Annotated in this window: 13 protein-coding genes and 2 pseudogenes; 7 read left to right on the forward strand and 8 right to left on the reverse strand. The window is 55.8% G+C overall.

Features of this window, described 5'->3' with window-relative positions; all coding sequences use genetic code 11:
- Window positions 1-2: 2 nt before the first annotated feature.
- The 6 genes and pseudogenes from QEN43_RS02780 to QEN43_RS02805 all read right to left on the reverse strand — a co-directional run bounded on the left by QEN43_RS02780 (window position 3) and on the right by QEN43_RS02805 (window position 5,949).
- Window positions 3-359, reverse strand: coding sequence for an EamA family transporter (locus QEN43_RS02780; RefSeq protein WP_026610283.1), 357 nt, complete (start codon window positions 357-359; stop codon window positions 3-5).
- Window positions 356-1,189 (reverse strand): sugar phosphate isomerase/epimerase family protein, encoded by an 834-nt coding sequence (locus QEN43_RS02785; RefSeq protein WP_026610284.1) that lies wholly within the window; start codon window positions 1,187-1,189, stop codon window positions 356-358. The genes QEN43_RS02780 and QEN43_RS02785 overlap by 4 nt, the downstream gene beginning before the upstream one ends.
- Window positions 1,186-1,980, reverse strand: coding sequence for an NAD-dependent epimerase/dehydratase family protein (locus QEN43_RS02790; protein WP_317963684.1), 795 nt, complete (start codon window positions 1,978-1,980; stop codon window positions 1,186-1,188). Before QEN43_RS02790 ends, QEN43_RS02785 begins: the two co-directional genes overlap by 4 nt.
- Before the next feature lie 2 nt (window positions 1,981-1,982).
- The gene (locus QEN43_RS02795; RefSeq protein ID WP_317963685.1) at window positions 1,983-3,125 is read right to left on the reverse strand and encodes an NAD(P)/FAD-dependent oxidoreductase; all 1,143 of its coding nucleotides are present in this window, start codon (window positions 3,123-3,125) and stop codon (window positions 1,983-1,985) included.
- Window positions 3,122-4,147: a glycosyltransferase gene (locus QEN43_RS02800; RefSeq protein WP_026610286.1), complete on the reverse strand. Its 1,026-nt coding sequence runs from the start codon at window positions 4,145-4,147 to the stop codon at window positions 3,122-3,124. The genes QEN43_RS02795 and QEN43_RS02800 overlap by 4 nt, the downstream gene beginning before the upstream one ends.
- A 579-nt stretch (window positions 4,148-4,726) precedes the next feature.
- A pseudogene (locus tag QEN43_RS02805) lies at window positions 4,727-5,949 on the reverse strand (IS256 family transposase).
- 327 nt (window positions 5,950-6,276) lie between these two features.
- Between QEN43_RS02805 and tnpA the strand changes: the two are divergent.
- Entirely contained in the window at window positions 6,277-6,705 is a 429-nt protein-coding gene (gene tnpA / locus QEN43_RS02810) for an IS200/IS605 family transposase (RefSeq protein WP_026610287.1), read from the forward strand.
- 131 nt (window positions 6,706-6,836) lie between these two features.
- Here tnpA and QEN43_RS02815 read toward each other — a convergent pair whose 3' ends face one another.
- Complete coding sequence (locus QEN43_RS02815; RefSeq protein ID WP_317963686.1) at window positions 6,837-7,040, reverse strand: transposase; 204 nt, start codon at window positions 7,038-7,040, stop codon at window positions 6,837-6,839.
- 467 nt (window positions 7,041-7,507) lie between these two features.
- Window positions 7,508-7,765, reverse strand: coding sequence for a DUF1643 domain-containing protein (locus QEN43_RS21640; protein ID WP_396662282.1), 258 nt, complete (start codon window positions 7,763-7,765; stop codon window positions 7,508-7,510).
- Window positions 7,766-7,793: 28 nt separating this feature from the next.
- Here QEN43_RS21640 and QEN43_RS02820 point away from each other — a divergent pair.
- The 6 genes and pseudogenes from QEN43_RS02820 to QEN43_RS02845 all read left to right on the forward strand — a co-directional run bounded on the left by QEN43_RS02820 (window position 7,794) and on the right by QEN43_RS02845 (window position 18,191).
- Window positions 7,794-9,048 (forward strand): annotated as a pseudogene (locus tag QEN43_RS02820) (IS256 family transposase).
- Between the two features lie 349 nt (window positions 9,049-9,397).
- Window positions 9,398-9,781: a GIY-YIG nuclease family protein gene (locus QEN43_RS02825; protein ID WP_084161905.1), complete on the forward strand. Its 384-nt coding sequence runs from the start codon at window positions 9,398-9,400 to the stop codon at window positions 9,779-9,781.
- A gap of 358 nt (window positions 9,782-10,139) precedes the next feature.
- Window positions 10,140-10,925: a 4,5-DOPA-extradiol-dioxygenase gene (gene ygiD, locus QEN43_RS02830; RefSeq protein WP_026610291.1), complete on the forward strand. Its 786-nt coding sequence runs from the start codon at window positions 10,140-10,142 to the stop codon at window positions 10,923-10,925.
- Between the two features lie 449 nt (window positions 10,926-11,374).
- Window positions 11,375-12,547: a glycosyltransferase gene (locus tag QEN43_RS02835; protein ID WP_026610292.1), complete on the forward strand. Its 1,173-nt coding sequence runs from the start codon at window positions 11,375-11,377 to the stop codon at window positions 12,545-12,547.
- 1,325 nt (window positions 12,548-13,872) lie between these two features.
- A complete protein-coding gene (locus QEN43_RS02840) occupies window positions 13,873-15,009 on the forward strand; it encodes an efflux RND transporter periplasmic adaptor subunit (RefSeq protein WP_202901108.1) in 1,137 nt (378 codons plus the stop codon).
- Complete coding sequence (locus tag QEN43_RS02845; RefSeq protein WP_026610295.1) at window positions 15,006-18,191, forward strand: efflux RND transporter permease subunit; 3,186 nt, start codon at window positions 15,006-15,008, stop codon at window positions 18,189-18,191. Before QEN43_RS02840 ends, QEN43_RS02845 begins: the two co-directional genes overlap by 4 nt.
- Window position 18,192 lies beyond the last annotated feature (1 nt).

An 18,192-nucleotide genomic window follows, 5' to 3' on the forward strand; every position in this document is an offset into this window, starting at 1 on the left:
GGTCATGTAACCCGAGCGGTGATCAGTGCCACGCCCACAATCACGAGAAAGATGCCGGCACCTGTTGTCCAGTGAAATGACTCACGAAAGATCAAAGCGGAACAAAGCGCGACAGACGCCACTGCTCCAGAAGTCAATACAGGGTGAGCGACATTGAGCGGTAGCCTTGCCAATGCAGCGGCGTAAAGGAGGAATGCGGCACCGTATAGACCTAAGCCTAACCAGAAGGGCCAGTTGCTTAAGGCCGCCAGGGGATCTGTTAAGGAAGGAAACTTCCTGGGAGGCATCATGGCGATCTTGACCATGATGCTGGCGGACGCATTAGCGGCGATGCCAAGCACCAAGATTAACCATTTCATGTGGCAGCACCTTGTGCTGATCTGTAGCACTCAACAGCACAAGACAAAGCTCGTTCGATGGACTGGAGATGAGGCTCTTCGTTTGTGGCCACCATCTCAATTGAAACCACGTGCTGAGGAAGGTATTGCAGGAGCGCTTCGTGCATAAGCCGATGATCAGTGCCGCCATCGCCGAGTGGCTTCAGATCCGGCTCGCTCGCATGCACATGGCCTATCAAGCCGGCGCAATTCTTCAGTACCGCTTTGGGAGATTCTCCATTAATCGTTAAGGACCCGGTGTCGAACTGCATTCGGATAGCACTGTGACCGACCGCGGTTACGACCTGGGCTGTCTCTACACTGTTGGTCATAAAGTTCGCGCCGTATCGGGTTGGATTAGGCTCCAGGCACACAATGACGCCATGCTCCTGCGCGGCATCACCGAGACGCAGGAAAAACTTGACTGCTTGCTCTAATGCTTGGGCATCGCCCAAGCCGGAGCGATCTCGGTTTTTGGGTGAGCCAAATACCAATCGGGTCGCACCAAGACCCGCACCGATACGGCACACCGCTCGCAGATGATCTAGCATCGCTTGCTGGCTTTTGTTGTCGCCAAATACATTCAACCCTGTCGTACCAAACAACAGGGCTTGCATACCGGTGATCTCGATACCGTGATCAGCCCACCATTGCTTGACCTTTGCAATGTCCTCGTCCTTAGTCTCTGCTGGATTGGCGAAGTATTTACCGGGCGCAACATCGATCGCATCTACGCCGAATTTATTCAGGAGTTGTGCGACGGCTAGATCTTCGGAAATGTCCCAGGCAATGTTCGATATCGCAAGCCTCACGACGCTGCTCCAGTTTCACCCTTCAAAGTAATAGGTTCTGATTGGGCATAGCTGCGGATGGCCAAGATCGATTCACGCGCACTGTATTGATAACGGCCTGAAACGCCGAATGCCTCTGCATATCGAGTTTGCATATCGTAACGAGCGGGAGTGTTCGGAAGCGAATGTGTGAACGGCTTGCCGAAACCCATCAGAGAAACGTCGGCAACGCTGATCGGTTCGGCGGTAAGATGCACAAGAGATAGGCGGGCGTCTAGTGCCATCTGGATGTCGTACCAAAGATTGACCATAGGGTAAAACTGGAAGATCGCTCTACTTTCGATTGCGTGAAGATTATTGTGATTAAGAAAGTCAAAGATCACGTTCTTGCGTAAACCGGGACCAACCAACCCTGGCAAGCGGACGATCAGATGGCGGGGAAAATGCTGTTCCACAAATTTTTCGAGGAGTCGACGATGAAGTCCGTAGGGATGCAAGCCCGCTTCGTTGACCGGAGTAGATTCATCAACTCCAACCGGAGTTTTGAATACATCGACGGTGCTAATCAATATGAATGTTTTGCACTTGAGGGTTCGAAGGTGGTCGATTAGGGAGTCAATCTTCTTTCGATCCACTTCGGGCTCGCGATTGGCAATCCATTTCTGGGCGGGAGCTCCTGCACAAACCACTACATTGAACTCACGATTGTCGACTTCATGGATATTGGTCGAACGGTAAAGCGCAGTAAAATGCGCTTGCTTTAGAAGCGTACTTCCGACAAAACCAGAAAATCCAATTAGGGCGTTTTCCATCGTCACTCCAGCGAACTTTTAAACTCTTCTGTTTCGAGTTTTTCAAGAATGTCGTAAATATTGTCTATCTTTCCGCCTAGCACCGAATAACAGCCCGGTAGCTTTTCATGCTTTTCGAAGAGAATCGGGCGGCCGTCATCTCCCTCGTTTTTGACCAAAACGGTTTTAACTTCGAAAAGCGAAGCAATATATTTGGCATTGCGTATGGCTGGGAGGTACCGGCCTGCATCCCGGACCATTCGATCAACCCGTGTAGCCTGATCGTATTCATCGAGCTTCTTGTATGGATCAATCCCTGGTTCGTCCTTCCAGCAAAAGTGCGGCGTGTAACGAACGTGCGACAGTGTGTGCAGGCCACGAGCAGGAAACGGCATCATCGAAAAAAATGGCCCGTCCATGACCGTGATTCCAAGCTCTTTGAGCACCTCGGGCACTTGCATAAGGGCTATTTCGGTCACCTCTTGCTTAAGCTCAGTTTGGGTGCGAGGGAAGTCGCCTGAAAACTGATTCAGTCCGCTATAGGTACAGTTGAAGACGTATTTACAGGTGATTGACGAAGCACCTCCTGACTCTGGCTGGATGGCTACTGTCAAATTGTTGTCTGCCTCTGAGCGGAAAATCGCTGTCGCGCGGGTTGAAAAGCGCACGTCGACGCCGGCATACTTAAGTTCTCTAACTGCCCACTCGGCGAGTCGCGTTGAGTCGAAGGCATACTCCTCGACGAGAAAAACATCTTCAATCAGCCGAGGCTCGAAAAGCTGTTTTAATTCAGCTTTTGCCGGTTTGAGTTCTGCTCCAATCTGATGACAAAAGCGTTCGAATTGCTTGGCAGTCACCTTCGAGTTACGCCTTGCAATAGCGTAAAGCTTTACAAAATCCTGTTTAATGGCTTGCGGCCAATCGCGTACGAAGCGGGGTAAATTGACACGACTGCGAAAAGCTGTAGTGAAGCTTCTAGGGTAGTGGTATCCGCTGTGTACGCGCGCCTGGTTGTTGTACGACGCACGAGTCAGAAGCCAAGGCTCCCGTTCAAGCAGGATCACTCGACGCAATCCACGGGTCTTAACAAGGTAAATCGCAATTGAAGATCCGTAGAAGCCACCGCCAATGATAACCGCATCTACAGTGCTCTGTCGCACGGTCACGTAACAAGCTGACCTGAATGGTGCGAGGCTTTGGTTGATGATGACGAAACGTCTTCAATATTCAGCTTCTCCCTGTGGGTCATGCGCATACTCGTGAATTCCTGGCCAACGTGATACAGCGGACCTTCATTGCTAAGGCTGGCCATATGCAATATGTATTCGCCTAGCACCAAAAGCACTAACGAGATCAAGAAAAACATGCCTGATTGCTGCAAAGACAGGCTCACCCAGCCGGGTGCAACGTCAGTTTTGAAAATGCCGACTGCAAGAACATAGACCGAATAAAGCAAGTTCGCAGCGGCTCCAAACAAGGACAGTGATGTCACAAGTCGCATCGGCGCTTGTGTCGTTGACACAAGGAGACGCATTCCTCGGTCGATGCTTTCCCCCAATTTCTTGGTCTTCGTTGCACGCGGTTTAGCGCTGTATTCCATGTTGACGCGCGCAAAACCACCGGTGGCCGGTAAGTGCCGGTAGGTTACGGCGGGCTGCGGGTGCTGAAGAATAAAGTTTACGACCCGCTTGCTCAATAGCCTGTACTGAGGCGCTTCTTTAGCAAGATGTATCCCGTTAAGTGATTTGTACAAGAGATTAAAGGCTGTATAAGCCGTGCGATAAGCAAAACTTTGGCGCGGCTTCTGCCGGTTATTTGCAAAAACAACATCGGCTCCAGTAACCGCTTTCTTGAGCATTTCGGGTAAGAAACCAATATCATCAAGCAGGGGATCGATTATAACGATGAAATCACCCAGCGCATTCTCGAGTCCTACCCATGAAGCCGTGTCGCTGTCAACTTCCTTCGTAAGGGCATAGACCTGCAAGTTTGGATAGCCCGAAGGACCTGTCAGGCTTTTTAGAACGTTGACGCTGTCATCATCGGATGCGTTGTCAACAATGATCAGCTCATAATCGATGACGAGCGATGTCAATTGAGCGGAGGCATACTGAATAATGCTTTCAAGCTGCTGGGCTTGGTTGCGCACGACATATACAACTGACAGAAATACTGGGAAAAAACCCATTTTTGTGGTCCTCCAACGCGCATCGTGGCGATGCGATTTCATTTATCGTACAAATTTTGTCATTTTAAATTGCACGCAGGGCAACGTCACTCTTATCCGCATTGTCCGTCCCAACATGCGATGCCTGAGGGGAATATTTAGTAAAGCAGTCGCGCCCGTGCATTGAGAGGAGTGACAGACAGAAAGCAAAGAGTTAAACGACAGAGTTCAAGGTATCAACCGTGGGGTCTACGGTGCAATTGGGACGTCCTTTGGTACAGACCGCCCCGAAAGTTGGGGGTAACAGGGATGCGTTGTAAGGCTGGGTTTGATGGGGTCATAAAAATCGTCTTTAGGTCAGGATAACGCTAACTCGGAAGTTTCTATGATGAGTTGACGCGGCTGCGTTCCGTTTCGAAAGCGCAGCGCCATATCTTGGTCAAGGCTCGAGTTATGGTCGACGGATCGGAGTAATGGTCAAAATGTTGTGTATCCGGAGCTGATCAGGCGGCGACTTTCTCGACGTCTTCCTGAACGCCGTCGATACAGGACTTTCAGAATCGCCGGGGGTGTCAAGTTAACTGTGTAACTGGGGTTAGTTCATAGGGTAACTCGATTACCAAAGAGGATCACGAAGTGGTTCAACGCCCGTTTCCAATCCTGGATCGGCAGGGTCCATTTCTTCTCGATCCGCTGCAGTCCCAGATACAGGACTTTCAGAATCGCCTCATCGTTCGGAAACGCGCCGCGGGTCTTGAGCAGCTTGCGCAGGCTGAAGTTGAGTGATTCGATCGCGTTGGTGGTCTACAGCACTTTGCGGATCTCCGGCGGATCATCGAAAAACACAGTCAAGCGCGTCCAATCCGCCCGCCAGCTTTGGCTGATGGCTGGGTACTTCGCGTCCCAGGTGTCCGCAAACCGCGCCAGGGCAGCTTCGGCCTCGGTCAAGGTCGCGGCGCCATCAATCGCCCGCAGGTCTTTCGCCACCGCCTTGCGCTCCTTCCAGGTGACATACTGCAGGCTGTGGCGCACCTGATGGACGAGGCACCGTTGGACCTGGATGTTGGGAAACACGGTTTCAATCGCTTCCGGCAGTCCCTTGAGGCCGTCGACACAGGCGATAAAGCCATCCTGAACGCCTCGGTTCTTCAACTCGGTAAAGACCGACAGCCAGAACTTGGCGCCTTCTGTGTCCGCGATCCAAAGGCCCAGCAGCTCCTTTTCGCCTTGCAGATTGACGCCCAAAGCGAGATAGACCGCCTTGTTCTTGACCGGTCCCGCTTCGCGTGATTTGACGATCAAAGCGTCGAAATACAGGATCGGATACACCGACGCCAAGGGCCGGCTCTGCCATGCCTTCACGTCCGCCAACACCGATTCGGTCACGTTGGAGATCAGCGTCGGCGAGACTTCCACGCCATACAGTTCTTCCAGATGCCCCTGAATACCACGGGTGGATAAGCCCCGCGCATACAGCGCCAGAACCTTCTCATCAAATCCTTCGAGCCGGCGTTGGCGCTTGGAAACCAGTTGCGGCTCGAAGTCTCCGTTGCGATCCCGCGGGACCTCAATCGCCAAGGGTCCGGTTTCCGTTTGAATCGTCTTCGCCGACTTGCCGTTGCGGGAGTTGCCACTGCCGCGCACTTCCAGGGCACGCGCCGCTACCCCAAATGGGCCGTCATTTCGGCTTCCAACGCCCGTTCCACCAGGCGTTTGGTCAGCTGTTTGAGCAAACCGTGTTCCCCCAGAAGGTCTTTCGGATTCGTATAGCCTTTGAGCAATTCATCCAATAAGGCGTCTTGTTTGGCTGTGTCACGGGTCATGTTTGAGTCTCTTTTTCTGGCTGATTTTACCAACCAGTTACACAGTTCTTTTTACACCCTCCCTGTATCTGGGACTGCAGCGGATCGAGAAGAAATGGACCCTGCCGATCCAGGATTGGAAACGGGCGTTGAACCACTTCGTGATCCTCTTTGGTAATCGAGTTACCCTATGAACTAACCCCGGTTACACAGTTAACTCCAACGCTAAGCCACCGCCTGTGGCGGTGAGAATAACCAAGGCTCTGCCCTCGAGTGGGATTGCGACGAGGGTTGTAGGTGATTTCTCCTCTATCTGGGCCTACCCAGTCCACAAGAGGAGAAATCGAGATGAGAGAATGGCAAAACCAATCTCATGTCACGTGGTATTGCCGATACCACGTGGTCATTGTGCCGAAGTATCGTCGCAAATCAATGTTTGGCCTGCTTCGGCGTGATATTGGCTTGATTTTAAAAGAGCTCTGCCGGCGATTCGGCATTGATTTGGTGGAGGGGCACGTGATGCCGGATCACATGCATATGTGTTTAGGGATTCCGCCGAAGTACAGTGTGGCAAATACGATCGGCAAGCTGAAAGGGAAGTCGGCGATCCTGATTCACCAGCGGTACGGACGGAAACGCAATTTTGTGGCGCTCAATTTCTGGGCGCGCGGGTACTGTGTGAGCACGGTGGGTCTCGATGAGGCGATGATTCGGAATTACATCCGATCCCAGGAAGAGCGCGAAAAGAAAGAAGAGCAGATGAATTTGGCACTGTAACGTCAAAACATCCGGTAGGCTCGGTGCCCCCTTATAAGGGGGCTTCCTCAAACTACCCGCTATGCGGGTAGTACGTGATTTTGACACCCCCGGTCATGATCATTGAGGTCCTCATAGCCGCAACACAGACCCTAAAGCCGTTGGGCGACCAGGTCTTGCAGGGCATGTGTGATGCGGTTCGGAGCCCTCGGATCGTTCAACGCCTGCGCTACCGCCTTCGATAAGCCAAGGCGTCGATCCAACTGCCGCAAGAGCACGAGTCCGCCATCGGAACGGATCGCTCCACCCCGGAAATTGGCTTTGATGACCCGCCGTCCCAGGCATCTAAATGTCATCTCATCAGCGGTACAATTTGGCATCGGCACAGCTCCCCACAAAATCTGTTTCGCAACCTGATTTAATGCGGGTTTCAACGCTGTGCCGACCCTCCTCATGATGAAATATCCGGGCTTGCGCCACCCTCGTTTAAAGCTTTTGCCCTCTCGTAACAAGCACTACGAGTGAGCGTAACCCCTGCCTTTGCTTCTGTCTCGTCATTCCACTCACCGGCCTCATTCAGCACCGCTTCACACTCGGTGCACCATGAATCAGGGTATAACTCGCCGGCTTCAGCTTCAGCAGGCCAGAATCCGCGGGGCTGGCCGTCCCTTAGCGTTTGAACAATGTGCTGGCAAACATACGTGGCAACGCGCCTGCCATGGATGCCGCACCCAACGTATTGGCTATCGTCCATAGTGCTCTCTAACGCCAAACTCAGCCGAGGAAGACCGCATCGCGACCTGACGTCGCCCGGAGCGACGTGTTAGCAACGGTATGGGATTGGAAGCAGACCATTCGGAAGACCTCTTGCATGGTGCGGTTGACCCGCTCCGGTTACGCGTAAACACCTCAACTCAGGAAACATTTTGACAACTTCATAAGCCCGGTTTCGAAACGCCCCTGAGTTTCCCCAAATGGCGACGATCAAGGACGCTTGCTGCGCCAGGTCTCGAGTTATGCTCGAAAGTTGTGGATGAGGGATTGAGATAGGCGGCGTATTCTGGATGGTCTTCGAAGTCATCCCTTCCTACAAGAGGAGCGAATACGCCATGAGTGACGATAAGATCATTCCGTTGAAGAATCCAGGGGCACCAGCTCCCGTGGCGGATGCCTTAACGGAGTTGTTACGGGAAGGCGCCCAGCGGATGCTGGCGGCGGCGATCGAAGCGGAGGTGGCCGCCTTTCTGGAGCGATTCAAGGACGAGAAAACGGCGGATGGGCGCCAAGCGGGTGGTGCGGAACGGTCATCTACCGACGCGGTCCATCCAGACCGGTGTGGGTCCTATCGAGGTCAAGGTGCCGCGGGTGCGAGATCGGTCGAAGGCGATCCGGTTGACCTCGGCGATTTTGCCGCCGTACCTTCGGCGCCCCCAGAGCCTTGAGGCGTTATTGCCGTGGTTGTACTTGAAAGGGATCTCGACCGGGGATGTTCAGGAGGCGCTGACGGTGCTGTTAGGGCGGGAGGCGCCGGGGCTGTCGGCGAGTACGATCAGCCGCTTGAAAGAGGTCTGGAAGGACGAGCATCAGCGTTGGTCGCGGCGGGATTTGTCGAACCGGCGTTATGTGTATCTCTGGGTAGATGGCATTCATTTCGGGGTGCGGCTGGAGGATGCGGCGCAGTGCATTCTGGTGGTGATAGGGGCTACGGCGGACGGCAAGAAGGAGTTGCTGGCGTTGGCTGATGGCTATCGGGAGAGCGAACCGTCCTGGCGCGAGGTGCTGTTGGATCTCAAAGCCCGGGGTCTCACCCTTGATCCGCACCTGGCCATCGGCGATGGCGCCTTAGGCTTCTGGAAAGCCTTACCGCAGGTGTACGGGACCACCCGTGGCCAACGCTGTTGGGTCCATAAGACGGCGAATGTGCTCAATAAGCTGCCGAAGAGCCAACAGCCCAAAGCCAAAGCGGCGTTGCACGAGATCTGGATGGCCGCCACCCGGCAGGAAGCGGAGAACGCGTTTAATCACTTCGTCGAGGTGTATCGGCCTAAGTATCCCAAGGCGGTGGCGTGCCTGGAAAAGGATCGGGAGACGCTGTTGGCGTTCTATGCTTTTCCGGCAGAGCATTGGATTCACCTGAGGACCACCAATCCGATCGAATCCACCTTTGCCACGGTGAGGCTCAGAACCGCTAAAACGCGAGGCTGCGTGTCACGGGGAAGTATTCTCGCGATGGTGTTCATGCTGGTGAAAAGCGCCGAGCGACACTGGCGGAGATTGAATGGAGTTCCGCGGCTGGCTCAGGTCCTTGAGGGAGTCGTGTTCAAGGACGGCGTTCAGGAAGACGCCGAGAAAGTCGCCGCCTGATCAACTCCCCATACACAAAATTTGACCATTACTCCCTGATGGCCGTTTTCGTGTACTTAGTTTTCGAGCATCGGCGCTTTTAAAGCGTTTTCACTTTTGGGTGAAAGGCAACCGTGGGAAAGCGAAATTAGCCAGGGCGGAGGACGCCGTAACCCGTCGCAGACCTCGAAAGAGCAGATCGCACGGATACACCGATCCGCCCTGCGGTACGGCCTTTGTGGCGGCTGAGGGTTAAGGTTCGACACTCGGGTCGCTCGATCGCTTGGGTCTAACCCTTCGAATAACGATCTGCGCTCCCAAACGGGACTGAGAAGACGTACGTGTCGGTAAATGATTTCCACAGCGGGTTATGCCAAACAAGCAAAGCGAAAGCGCTCAAACAAGCCCGATTTCTGAAGCCGATTTGAACGTCATTCCAGCAGGGACGCCGGAATCCAGCGTCCAGGATGGCAGGCGACGGAACAGTGTCGACGTCAACGGAACCCTCTATGTTGGTGTCACTTCGAAACTTGTTCGACGAGCGTTCCAACATCGCAATGGCCTTGTGGAGGGCTTTACCAACAAATATAGGGTGCACATGTTGGTCTGGTTCGAGCTGCACGAACGAATGGAGACCGCCATTCTCCGAGAAAAGCTCATCAAGAAATGGCCTCGAGCTGCGAAGATCGGACTGATTGAAGCGAGTAATTCGGAGTGGCGCGATTTGTGGACAAACGTGATTGGCATTTCGTGACAGACAACGACCTACACAATGCAGTCGAGTATCGACCGTCACGCCGGCAGGGGATGCCGGCCTCCAGGGCACAGGAAGGAACTGTGTTGAAGCCTTTCTTGGCTACCATCCATGGCGTGGATTCCAGCATCCCTGCCGGAATGACGAGCACTGGCGCAACGCGGACATCAAATCGGTTTTTCGTGTTTATCCCACTACTTATAGCGTGTTTTCACCATTACAGCGTTTTCATTTCCCATTTCTTATGGAGGCCCGGTTTCTTTGAAGCGCCTGTTCTGAGACCTAGGTCCAAAGAAGGACGGGGAAACACCCGTACACGGAAGAAATTTCCTGCGAGTATGCACATGAGTCCGGCAATATGACGAACCATCGACAACCCGCCGTATTTTTCGGTCACGGCAGCCCGATGAACACGCTACAGCAGAATAGGCACACCGACGCCTGGGCAGCGTTCGGAAGGCAGACGCTTCAACACCCACCGGCAGCCGTGCTTTGCATTTCGGCCCACTGGTATATCCATGGCACTGCTGTCACCGCTACTGCCACGCCACCCACGATTCATGATTTCGGCGGCTTTCCGAAAGCCTTGTACGAAGTGGAATACGCGGCGCCCGGTTCGCCCGAACTGGCGCAACGCATCGTGGAATTGTTGTCGCCGCTCGCTGTCGCGTTGGATCGGAAGCGGGGGCTGGATCACGGTGCCTGGTCGGTACTCGCGCGTGTTTTCCCGAAGGCCGAAATTCCCGTTGTGCAGTTGAGCATCGATGCGAGCATGCCGCCCGAGTTTCATTATGAGCTTGGCCAGAAATTGGCCGTATTGCGCGATGAAGGTGTGCTGATCATGGGCAGCGGCAATACCGTACACAATCTACGAACGGTGAACTGGGACCCTGACGCTCCGGCCTATGACTGGGCATTGCGTTTCGATGAGCGTGTGCGCGACTGTCTTGTCAACGGCGACTATAACGCATTGATCGACTATGAGCGGTTAACGCCTGACGCTAAGCTCGCCGTGCCGACGCCGGATCATTATTTGCCGCTGTTGTACATCCTTGGCGCGCGCCGGCCTGGAGACGACCTCCAATTCATTACCGAAGGTATCGAGCTAGGTTCAATCAGCATGTTGGCGTTTGCTTTTTCGTGACCAACTGTCCTGTGAATCGGCGAACACGAAAGCCGCCCGCAGGGCGAGATGACGGAACGCCAGCGAAACGTTATCGCATCTTTGGCCGATTTATCGGCCGAATACCGTTCTTCCGGTCGTTTTGGAAAGCTCTGATTGATTTGTTTCCGTTCATGCCTCTCGACCGCGTTCAGGACGGGCCCGTCGACGGAGCTTAGGACAGCCACCCGCCCGCCACCCACACTTGCTGCGCTTAACCGCCGTTTCTTGGAGCAATCACACGTCAAGACGCTCGCGCAAACGAAGCGTACCGCATGAGGTCATAATCACAGAATAGGAAGTACGGTGTTGCGAGAAGGCATCGTGATCGCCTTGCAGATAGCAAGAGAAGTGGCCTGGACGTTTCGTACTCCTGTTCAAAATCGGAGTTCAATCGCGGGTCGCAAGACCCAGTACGCGGACGGTGCCCCATGACGAAAACCATTGGAATTTCATCGGTCCAGGAGAGAGCTGTTATCAAGGAAGGCGAAGGCAAAAAAGTCGACATCCTTTACTTCGATGGCGGAGGCGCCCACAAAGGCGTAGCCAGGGCTCTAGAGGCGGAACTGAAACGGGCCTTCTCCGAAGCCTCTGTTAGAGCGGTCAACACCGACCTGATTTTTTCCCATTTTCCTTTGTTGGCAGGGCTCACCCGAGCGGGTATTTCGCTCTACAACACGGGCCTCAAATGGGAAACGCTGGTCGGTTTGCGCCAATACATCGCGCTGGGAAAGGGATTGATAACCCTGATGCAGCCGGCGGCTCCGCGGCTTGCAGCGTTTTGGCAGCACCAGGCACCGCATATGTTGATCTCGACGATCCCCTTGTATAACGGACTCATGTTTACTGCCGCCCGCGAGATTAACCCGGAAGTGCGCTGCGTGACGATCCCGGTCGATTTCGAAGAGTTTTACCGCCAGTACTGGTTCGATCCATCCTTGAAGTCCTACTACTTGTGCGGCACCGAGCGGCTCGTGCAGCAGGCCTTGCAAAGCGGAGTGCCGGAATCTCAGGTCTTTCCGCTCCGGGGTATGCCGGTTCACCCGTCTTTTCTCGAACCTATCGATACCGATCCGGCGGATGCTCTCGACGAATTGGGATTGCGAAGGGATCTTCCGACAGTCCTCGTCTTCTTCGGCGGACAAGGCTCAAGGTACCTGGTCGACATCGTGCAACGCTTGGATGCTTCGGCGACTCCGTGCAATCTGATCGCCATTTGTGGTTGCCACAAGGCAGCTTACGACTCGCTGAATCAGTGGCGATCGCGCAAGCCTAAGCTGATCGTGGGATATACCGCCAAGGTTGCGGAATACATGAGGCTTGCGGATGTCATGGTGGGTAAACCGGGCCCGATTTCCATTCATGAAGCCATAGCCTGCCGCGTCCCGCTCGTGCTCGTGGATAATCCATCCATGCGCATACTTTTCGAATACAACATCCGCTGGGCAGAGGAAAACGGCATCGCTAAACGCGTTCGGTCCCTAACGGACGTTCCCGGGGCGGTAAATGAAATCCTGGCATCGGATCACTGGTATCGGAACGTGGCTCGCCTGAACCTCGATGCCAATGCGGGTGTCGCGGCTTGTCTACGACAATTGATGTAATTCCAAATCGCGTTCAATAAGGCATTCATTTTTGTAGGGCGGGTTAGGCCGCGAGGCCGTAACCCACGGACCGACCTCGAATCGGTGGGTTACGCTGAGTCCGTCCTGAGCTCCGTCGAAGGGCTAACCCAGCCTACGATTCATGTTCACTCGAATGCCGAATGGAATAAGAGCGCTATTAGCGGTAGCCGGTTATAAGAGGATGGGTAGGGCGAAGTGGACTCCGTCGCTTTCTGACCTGAACCTTGAACATCGGAGAAACTGAATCGGAAGCCGGGATTGAACCGAAAGGCGGTCAGCTTGACTGGCTCCTTGAGTCGGCCTTGCTTGCCGGAACGCGACGGGTGGTGAAGCGGTGGCTTGCGGCGTTCAAATTTCCGGTTGAAAAGGGATTCCAAAAAAGCGGTCGTTCCGAGCTTCCGACGGCGCCAACCACATGCGAGCGTGTGTGAAGAAATCTCCGGAACTCGATCAGTTTTGATATCTTCATAAATCCTGGCGTACTGAGCACGAGCCGTTTTATCGCGCCTGGTCTGTCGAGAATTGCACGTTGAGGTTATCTTATCGAGGATAAACGCTTATTCTGAGTTTTCTAACGAACGCCATCTGATCCAATGCTTCTTCAAAAGATATAAGCATTGCCGCGGCATTTGCGGGTGCTTTGAGAAAACCGCCGTTCCTTTTTAATCTGTTCAAATATCGTCGCCATCTTGATGACGTGTTGTACGCTGCGGAGATACGCGGACGAAAGGAGTCTCGATCGATCCCCCTCCACGTTCGTAAGCGAGCAGTGGCTCCATGCGCCCGGCGCTGTTTTACACCGAACGAGAAAAAGCGGGGCTCGCCGAGTGTGCAGCGATCACCCGATTCGGCAAAGGACATGCCCCGGACAAGGTATTCGAACAGGTGGGGCGCAGTTCAGGGATGAAGACCCGGTCAAGCTCGCATTCAGGTGGCCTGTCGTGCAATCGGGTAGGTGGCGGCTTCACCCAGCGGTGAAATCGGTAGAAGGGACGATGGTCGGAATCCTTGCGGCGTGTCTACCGCATCGAAGCGGTCAACTGCCGTTTTTAGGATTATCGTCATCAACGCCTGAAACCGGCTCGCAATCGGCTTTCGGAAGGTACCGGACACCTTACCGGCCAGCATGTGAAAAGCTCCGGTAAAACGCAGGCGCGGTGGTGATGCGCTTGGGGAAATCGTGCAACGTAAACGGTAGCCATAACGTGATCAACGCAAGATATTGGATCATTCATACAATGCGGCTCGGCTTCCTTGTTTGCCTTTTGGTAGGTTGTAGCCAGCCGACGGCGGGACCTGAAGAAGTGCCGCCCCCATCGGTTTCGGTAAGCCGGCCGATTCAGCGGGAGGTCGCGGAATGGGACGAATATACCGGACGCTTCGAAGCTGTAGAGACCGTGGAAGTGCGGGCGCGGGTAGGGGGATATCTGGAAAAGGTGAATTTCAAGGATGGATCCCTGGTCAAGAAAGGCGATTTGTTGTTCGTCATCGATCCCAGGCCTTACAAAGCCGCACTGGGTCGGGCCCAAGGCGAGCTGGCGCGTGCCCAGGCTCGGCGTGATTTAGCGAAAAATGAACTGGCGCGAGCGCGACGGTTATTCGAGAAGCGGGTGATTTCCGAAGAAGCATTCGACACTCGCGACAAGAACCTGCGGGAAGCGGAAGCGGCCGTCCAGGCGGCACAAGCCGCAGTCGAGGAGGCCAGGCTCAACCTCGAGTTCACCGAGGTGCGTGCACCGATCAGCGGACGCATCAGCCGGCAACTCGTCACCGAGGGAAACCTGGTGAACGACAATATCGGGATGTCGACCTTGTTGACGACCATCGTTTCAATCGATCCCATTTACGTCTATTTCGAGGTCGATGAACAGGCTTATCTGCGCCATGGCGCCAGGAGGCGAACCGGCGAGCAAGGGACCTTGCAGTCAGCGGCTATTCCGGTGTTTGTGGGGCTGGCTGACGAAGAGGGTTTTCCGCACGAAGGACGCCTGGATTTTCTGGACAACCGGTTCGATCCTGCTGTCGGTACCATCCGCGCCCGCGCCGTGGTCGACAATCCGGACGGCCTCCTGACGCCAGGGCTGTTCGCGCGCGTGAAACTTCCGGGCGGCGAGAAGGTTCCCGCGGTGCTGGTGGATGACAAGGCCATCCTCACGGACCAGGACCGCAAGTACGTTTACGTGCTCGATGCCGAGAATAGAGCGCAGCGTCGCGACATCAAGCTTGGGCGGATGAGCGAAGGGCTACGCATCGTCACCGAGGGCTTAAGTGCCGACGATGTGGTGGTCGTGTATGGCGTGCAGAAGATTTTCTTCCCTGGCATGGCGGTTATCCCTCAATTCATCGACATGGGCGCTCCCCCTCCGCCTCCTCCCGGTCCCAAGCTGAACGCTGGCAATGAACCGCCTCCGGCCGACCGCACTCGGGAGCCGAACGCATGAGGGATTTTTCCGCCTTCTTCATCGATCGCCCGATTTTCGCAGCGGTCCTGTCCATTCTCCTGTTCATCGGCGGATTGATTGCAATCCCGCTGTTGCCGGTGGCCGAGTATCCCGATGTGGTGCCGCCTTCGGTCATGGTGCGCGCGGTCTATCCCGGCGCGAATCCCAAGGTCATCGCGGAGACTGTCGCCACCCCGCTCGAAGAAGCCATGAACGGGGTGGAACACATGATGTACATGAAGTCGGTAGCGGGTTCCGACGGGGTGATGTACCTGACGGTCACCTTCAGTCCGGGTACCGATGCCGATTTTGCCCAGGTGCAGGTCCAGAACCGGGTGAACCAGGCCTTGCCGCGACTTCCGGAAGACGTGCGCCGTCTCGGCGTGACCACCGAGAAGCAGTCGCCCAATCTGACCATGGTGGTGCACCTGCTCTCGCCGAACCAGAAATACGACACGCTTTATCTACGCAACTACGCCACGCTGCACGTCAAGGACGAGCTCTCTCGCCTTCCGGGCGTAGGGCAGGCCATGGTCTTCGGCGGCGGGGACTATTCGATGCGTATCTGGCTCGACCCCGACAAGATCTCCGCGCGCGGCATGACGGCGGGCGACGTGGTCCAGGCGATTCGCGAACAAAACATCCAGGTCTCGGCGGGGACGATCGGCGGCCCGCCTCAGCCGCGCGTCAGCGATTTCACGCTGTCGATCAACGCCCAGGGTCGGTTGGTCACCGAGGAGGAGTTCGGCGACATCGTGGTCAAGACCGGAGCCGGCGGCGAGATCACCCGTTTGCGCGACGTCGCTCGAATCGAACTCGGCGCCTCGGAATATGCGTTGCGCTCGCTGCTCAACAATCAACAGGCGGTGGCGATCGCGATCTTTCAGGCTCCCGGTTCGAACGCCATCGAGCTTTCCAATAGCGTGCGCGCCAAGATGCAGGAATTGGAGCGCTTCTTCCCCGAAGGCGTGAAGTGGGACGTGGTCTACGACCCGACGGTGTTCGTGCGCGATTCCATCAAGGCCGTCGTACAAACGCTGTTCGAGGCTGTGTTCCTGGTGGTGGTCGTGGTCATCCTGTTCCTTCAGACGTGGCGCGCTTCGATCATTCCGCTGCTCGCCGTGCCCGTTTCGATCATCGCTACCTTCGCGGTGTTGCTGTTACTGGGCTTTTCAATCAATACGCTCACCTTGTTCGGCCTGGTGCTTGCGATCGGCATCGTGGTGGACGATGCCATCGTCGTGGTCGAGAACGTGGAGCGCAACATCGCCAACGGACTTACCCCACGAGCGGCGGCCCATCAGGCCATGCGCGAGGTCAGCGGCCCCATCATCGCTATCGCGCTGGTCCTGGCGGCGGTGTTCGTGCCTATGGCCTTTCTGTCGGGCGTGACCGGCCAGTTCTACCGGCAGTTCGCCGTAGCCATCGCCGTCTCCACGGTCATTTCGGCAATCAACTCGCTGACACTGTCTCCGGCGTTGGCGGCGACCTTGCTCAAGCCGCACGGTGCGCCACCCGATACCGTTACGCGAATGCTGGACACGCTGTTCGGCTGGCTGTTTCGACCCTTCAACCATGGTTTTCAGCGCAGTGCCGAGGTGTATTCGGGCGTCGTGGTCCGAACCTTGCGCCGAAGCGGTCGGGTCCTAGTGCTCTACGCCGGCCTTATCGGTTTGACCTGGTTGAGTTTCGAGGCGGTACCGGGAGGTTTTATTCCAACCCAGGACAAGCTCTATCTCATAGGTGGTGTCAAGCTTCCTGAGGGCGCTTCGCTCGATCGTACCGAAGCCGTGGTGCGCGCAATGAGCGACATGGCTTTGTCCACCGAGGGGGTTCGGGATGCCGTGGCGTTTCCGGGACTCAATGCCCTCCAGTTCACCAACACGCCGAACGTCGGCACGATTTTCTTCGGGTTGGATGGATTCGATCGGCGGCAGCGCTCGGCTCCCGAAATCGTCGGTGAGCTGACGGCCAAGTTCTCCACGATCCAGGAAGCCTTTGCGTTCGCGATCATGCCCCCGGCGATTCTGGGTCTCGGTACCGGGTCCGGCTTTTCGCTCTACGTGCAGGACCGTGCGGGTCTTGGCTACGGCGAATTGCAGAGAGCGGTCCAGGACCTCTCTGGTGCACTGTCGCAAGTGCCAGGGATGGGCTTTCCCATCAGCTCCTATCAAGCCAACGTGCCGCAGTTGACGGTCGAGGTCGACCGCACCAAGGCGAAGCGACACGGTCTGGCTCTGAACGAAGTCTTCGAAACCCTGCAGACCTATCTGGGTTCCACCTACGTCAACGACTTCAACCGCTTCGGGCGCACCTATCAAGTCTACGCTCAAGCCGACGCCCGGTTTAGGGACGAGGTCGAGGACATCCTCTCGCTACGGGCTCGCAACCAGGCCGGCGAGATGGTGCCGATCGGTACCGTAGTGACGGTCGAACAGACCTACGGTCCCGACCCCGTCATCCGCTACAACGGTTATCCCGCGGCGGATCTTATCGGCGAGGCCGATCCCAGGATCATGTCCTCGAACGAAGCGATAGCCACCATTGCCGCCCTGGCGCCTCGGGTGCTTCCGGCCGGCACGAGCTTCGCTTGGACCGACTTGAGCTATCAGCAGGTTAACGAAGGCAGCGCTAACAAGGTGGTGTTTCCGTTGAGCGTGTTGTTGGTCTTTTTGGTTCTGGCTGCGCTCTACGAAAGCTGGACCTTGCCCCTGGCGGTGATCCTGATCGTGCCCATGTGTCTCCTCTCGGCGCTGTTCGGTGTGTGGCTGACAGGTGGTGACAACAACATCTTCGTCCAGATCGGGCTAGTCGTGTTGATGGGGCTTGCCTGCAAGAACGCGATCCTTATCGTCGAGTTCGCACGCGAACTCGAGCAGCAAGGTCGCAGCACCGTTGCGGCGGCAATCGAGGCGAGCCGGTTGCGGCTGCGGCCAATCGTGATGACCTCCGTGGCCTTCATCGCCGGCGTCGTTCCCCTCGTGTTCTCTCACGGCGCCGGAGCCGAGGTGCGCCAGGTCATGGGGATCACTGTTTTTTCCGGTATGCTCGGGGTGACCGTATTTGGCCTGTTTCTGACGCCCGTTTTCTACGTAGTCATCCGTGCAAAAGTGGCCCGTAGGCGCGCGCGGGCAGCTACTCCCGCCTTGGCGGAAGAACTGGGGACGGTGCCCGAAGATTAGC

Source organism: Methylocaldum szegediense (assembly GCF_949769195.1).
Classification (GTDB): domain Bacteria; phylum Pseudomonadota; class Gammaproteobacteria; order Methylococcales; family Methylococcaceae; genus Methylocaldum; species Methylocaldum szegediense.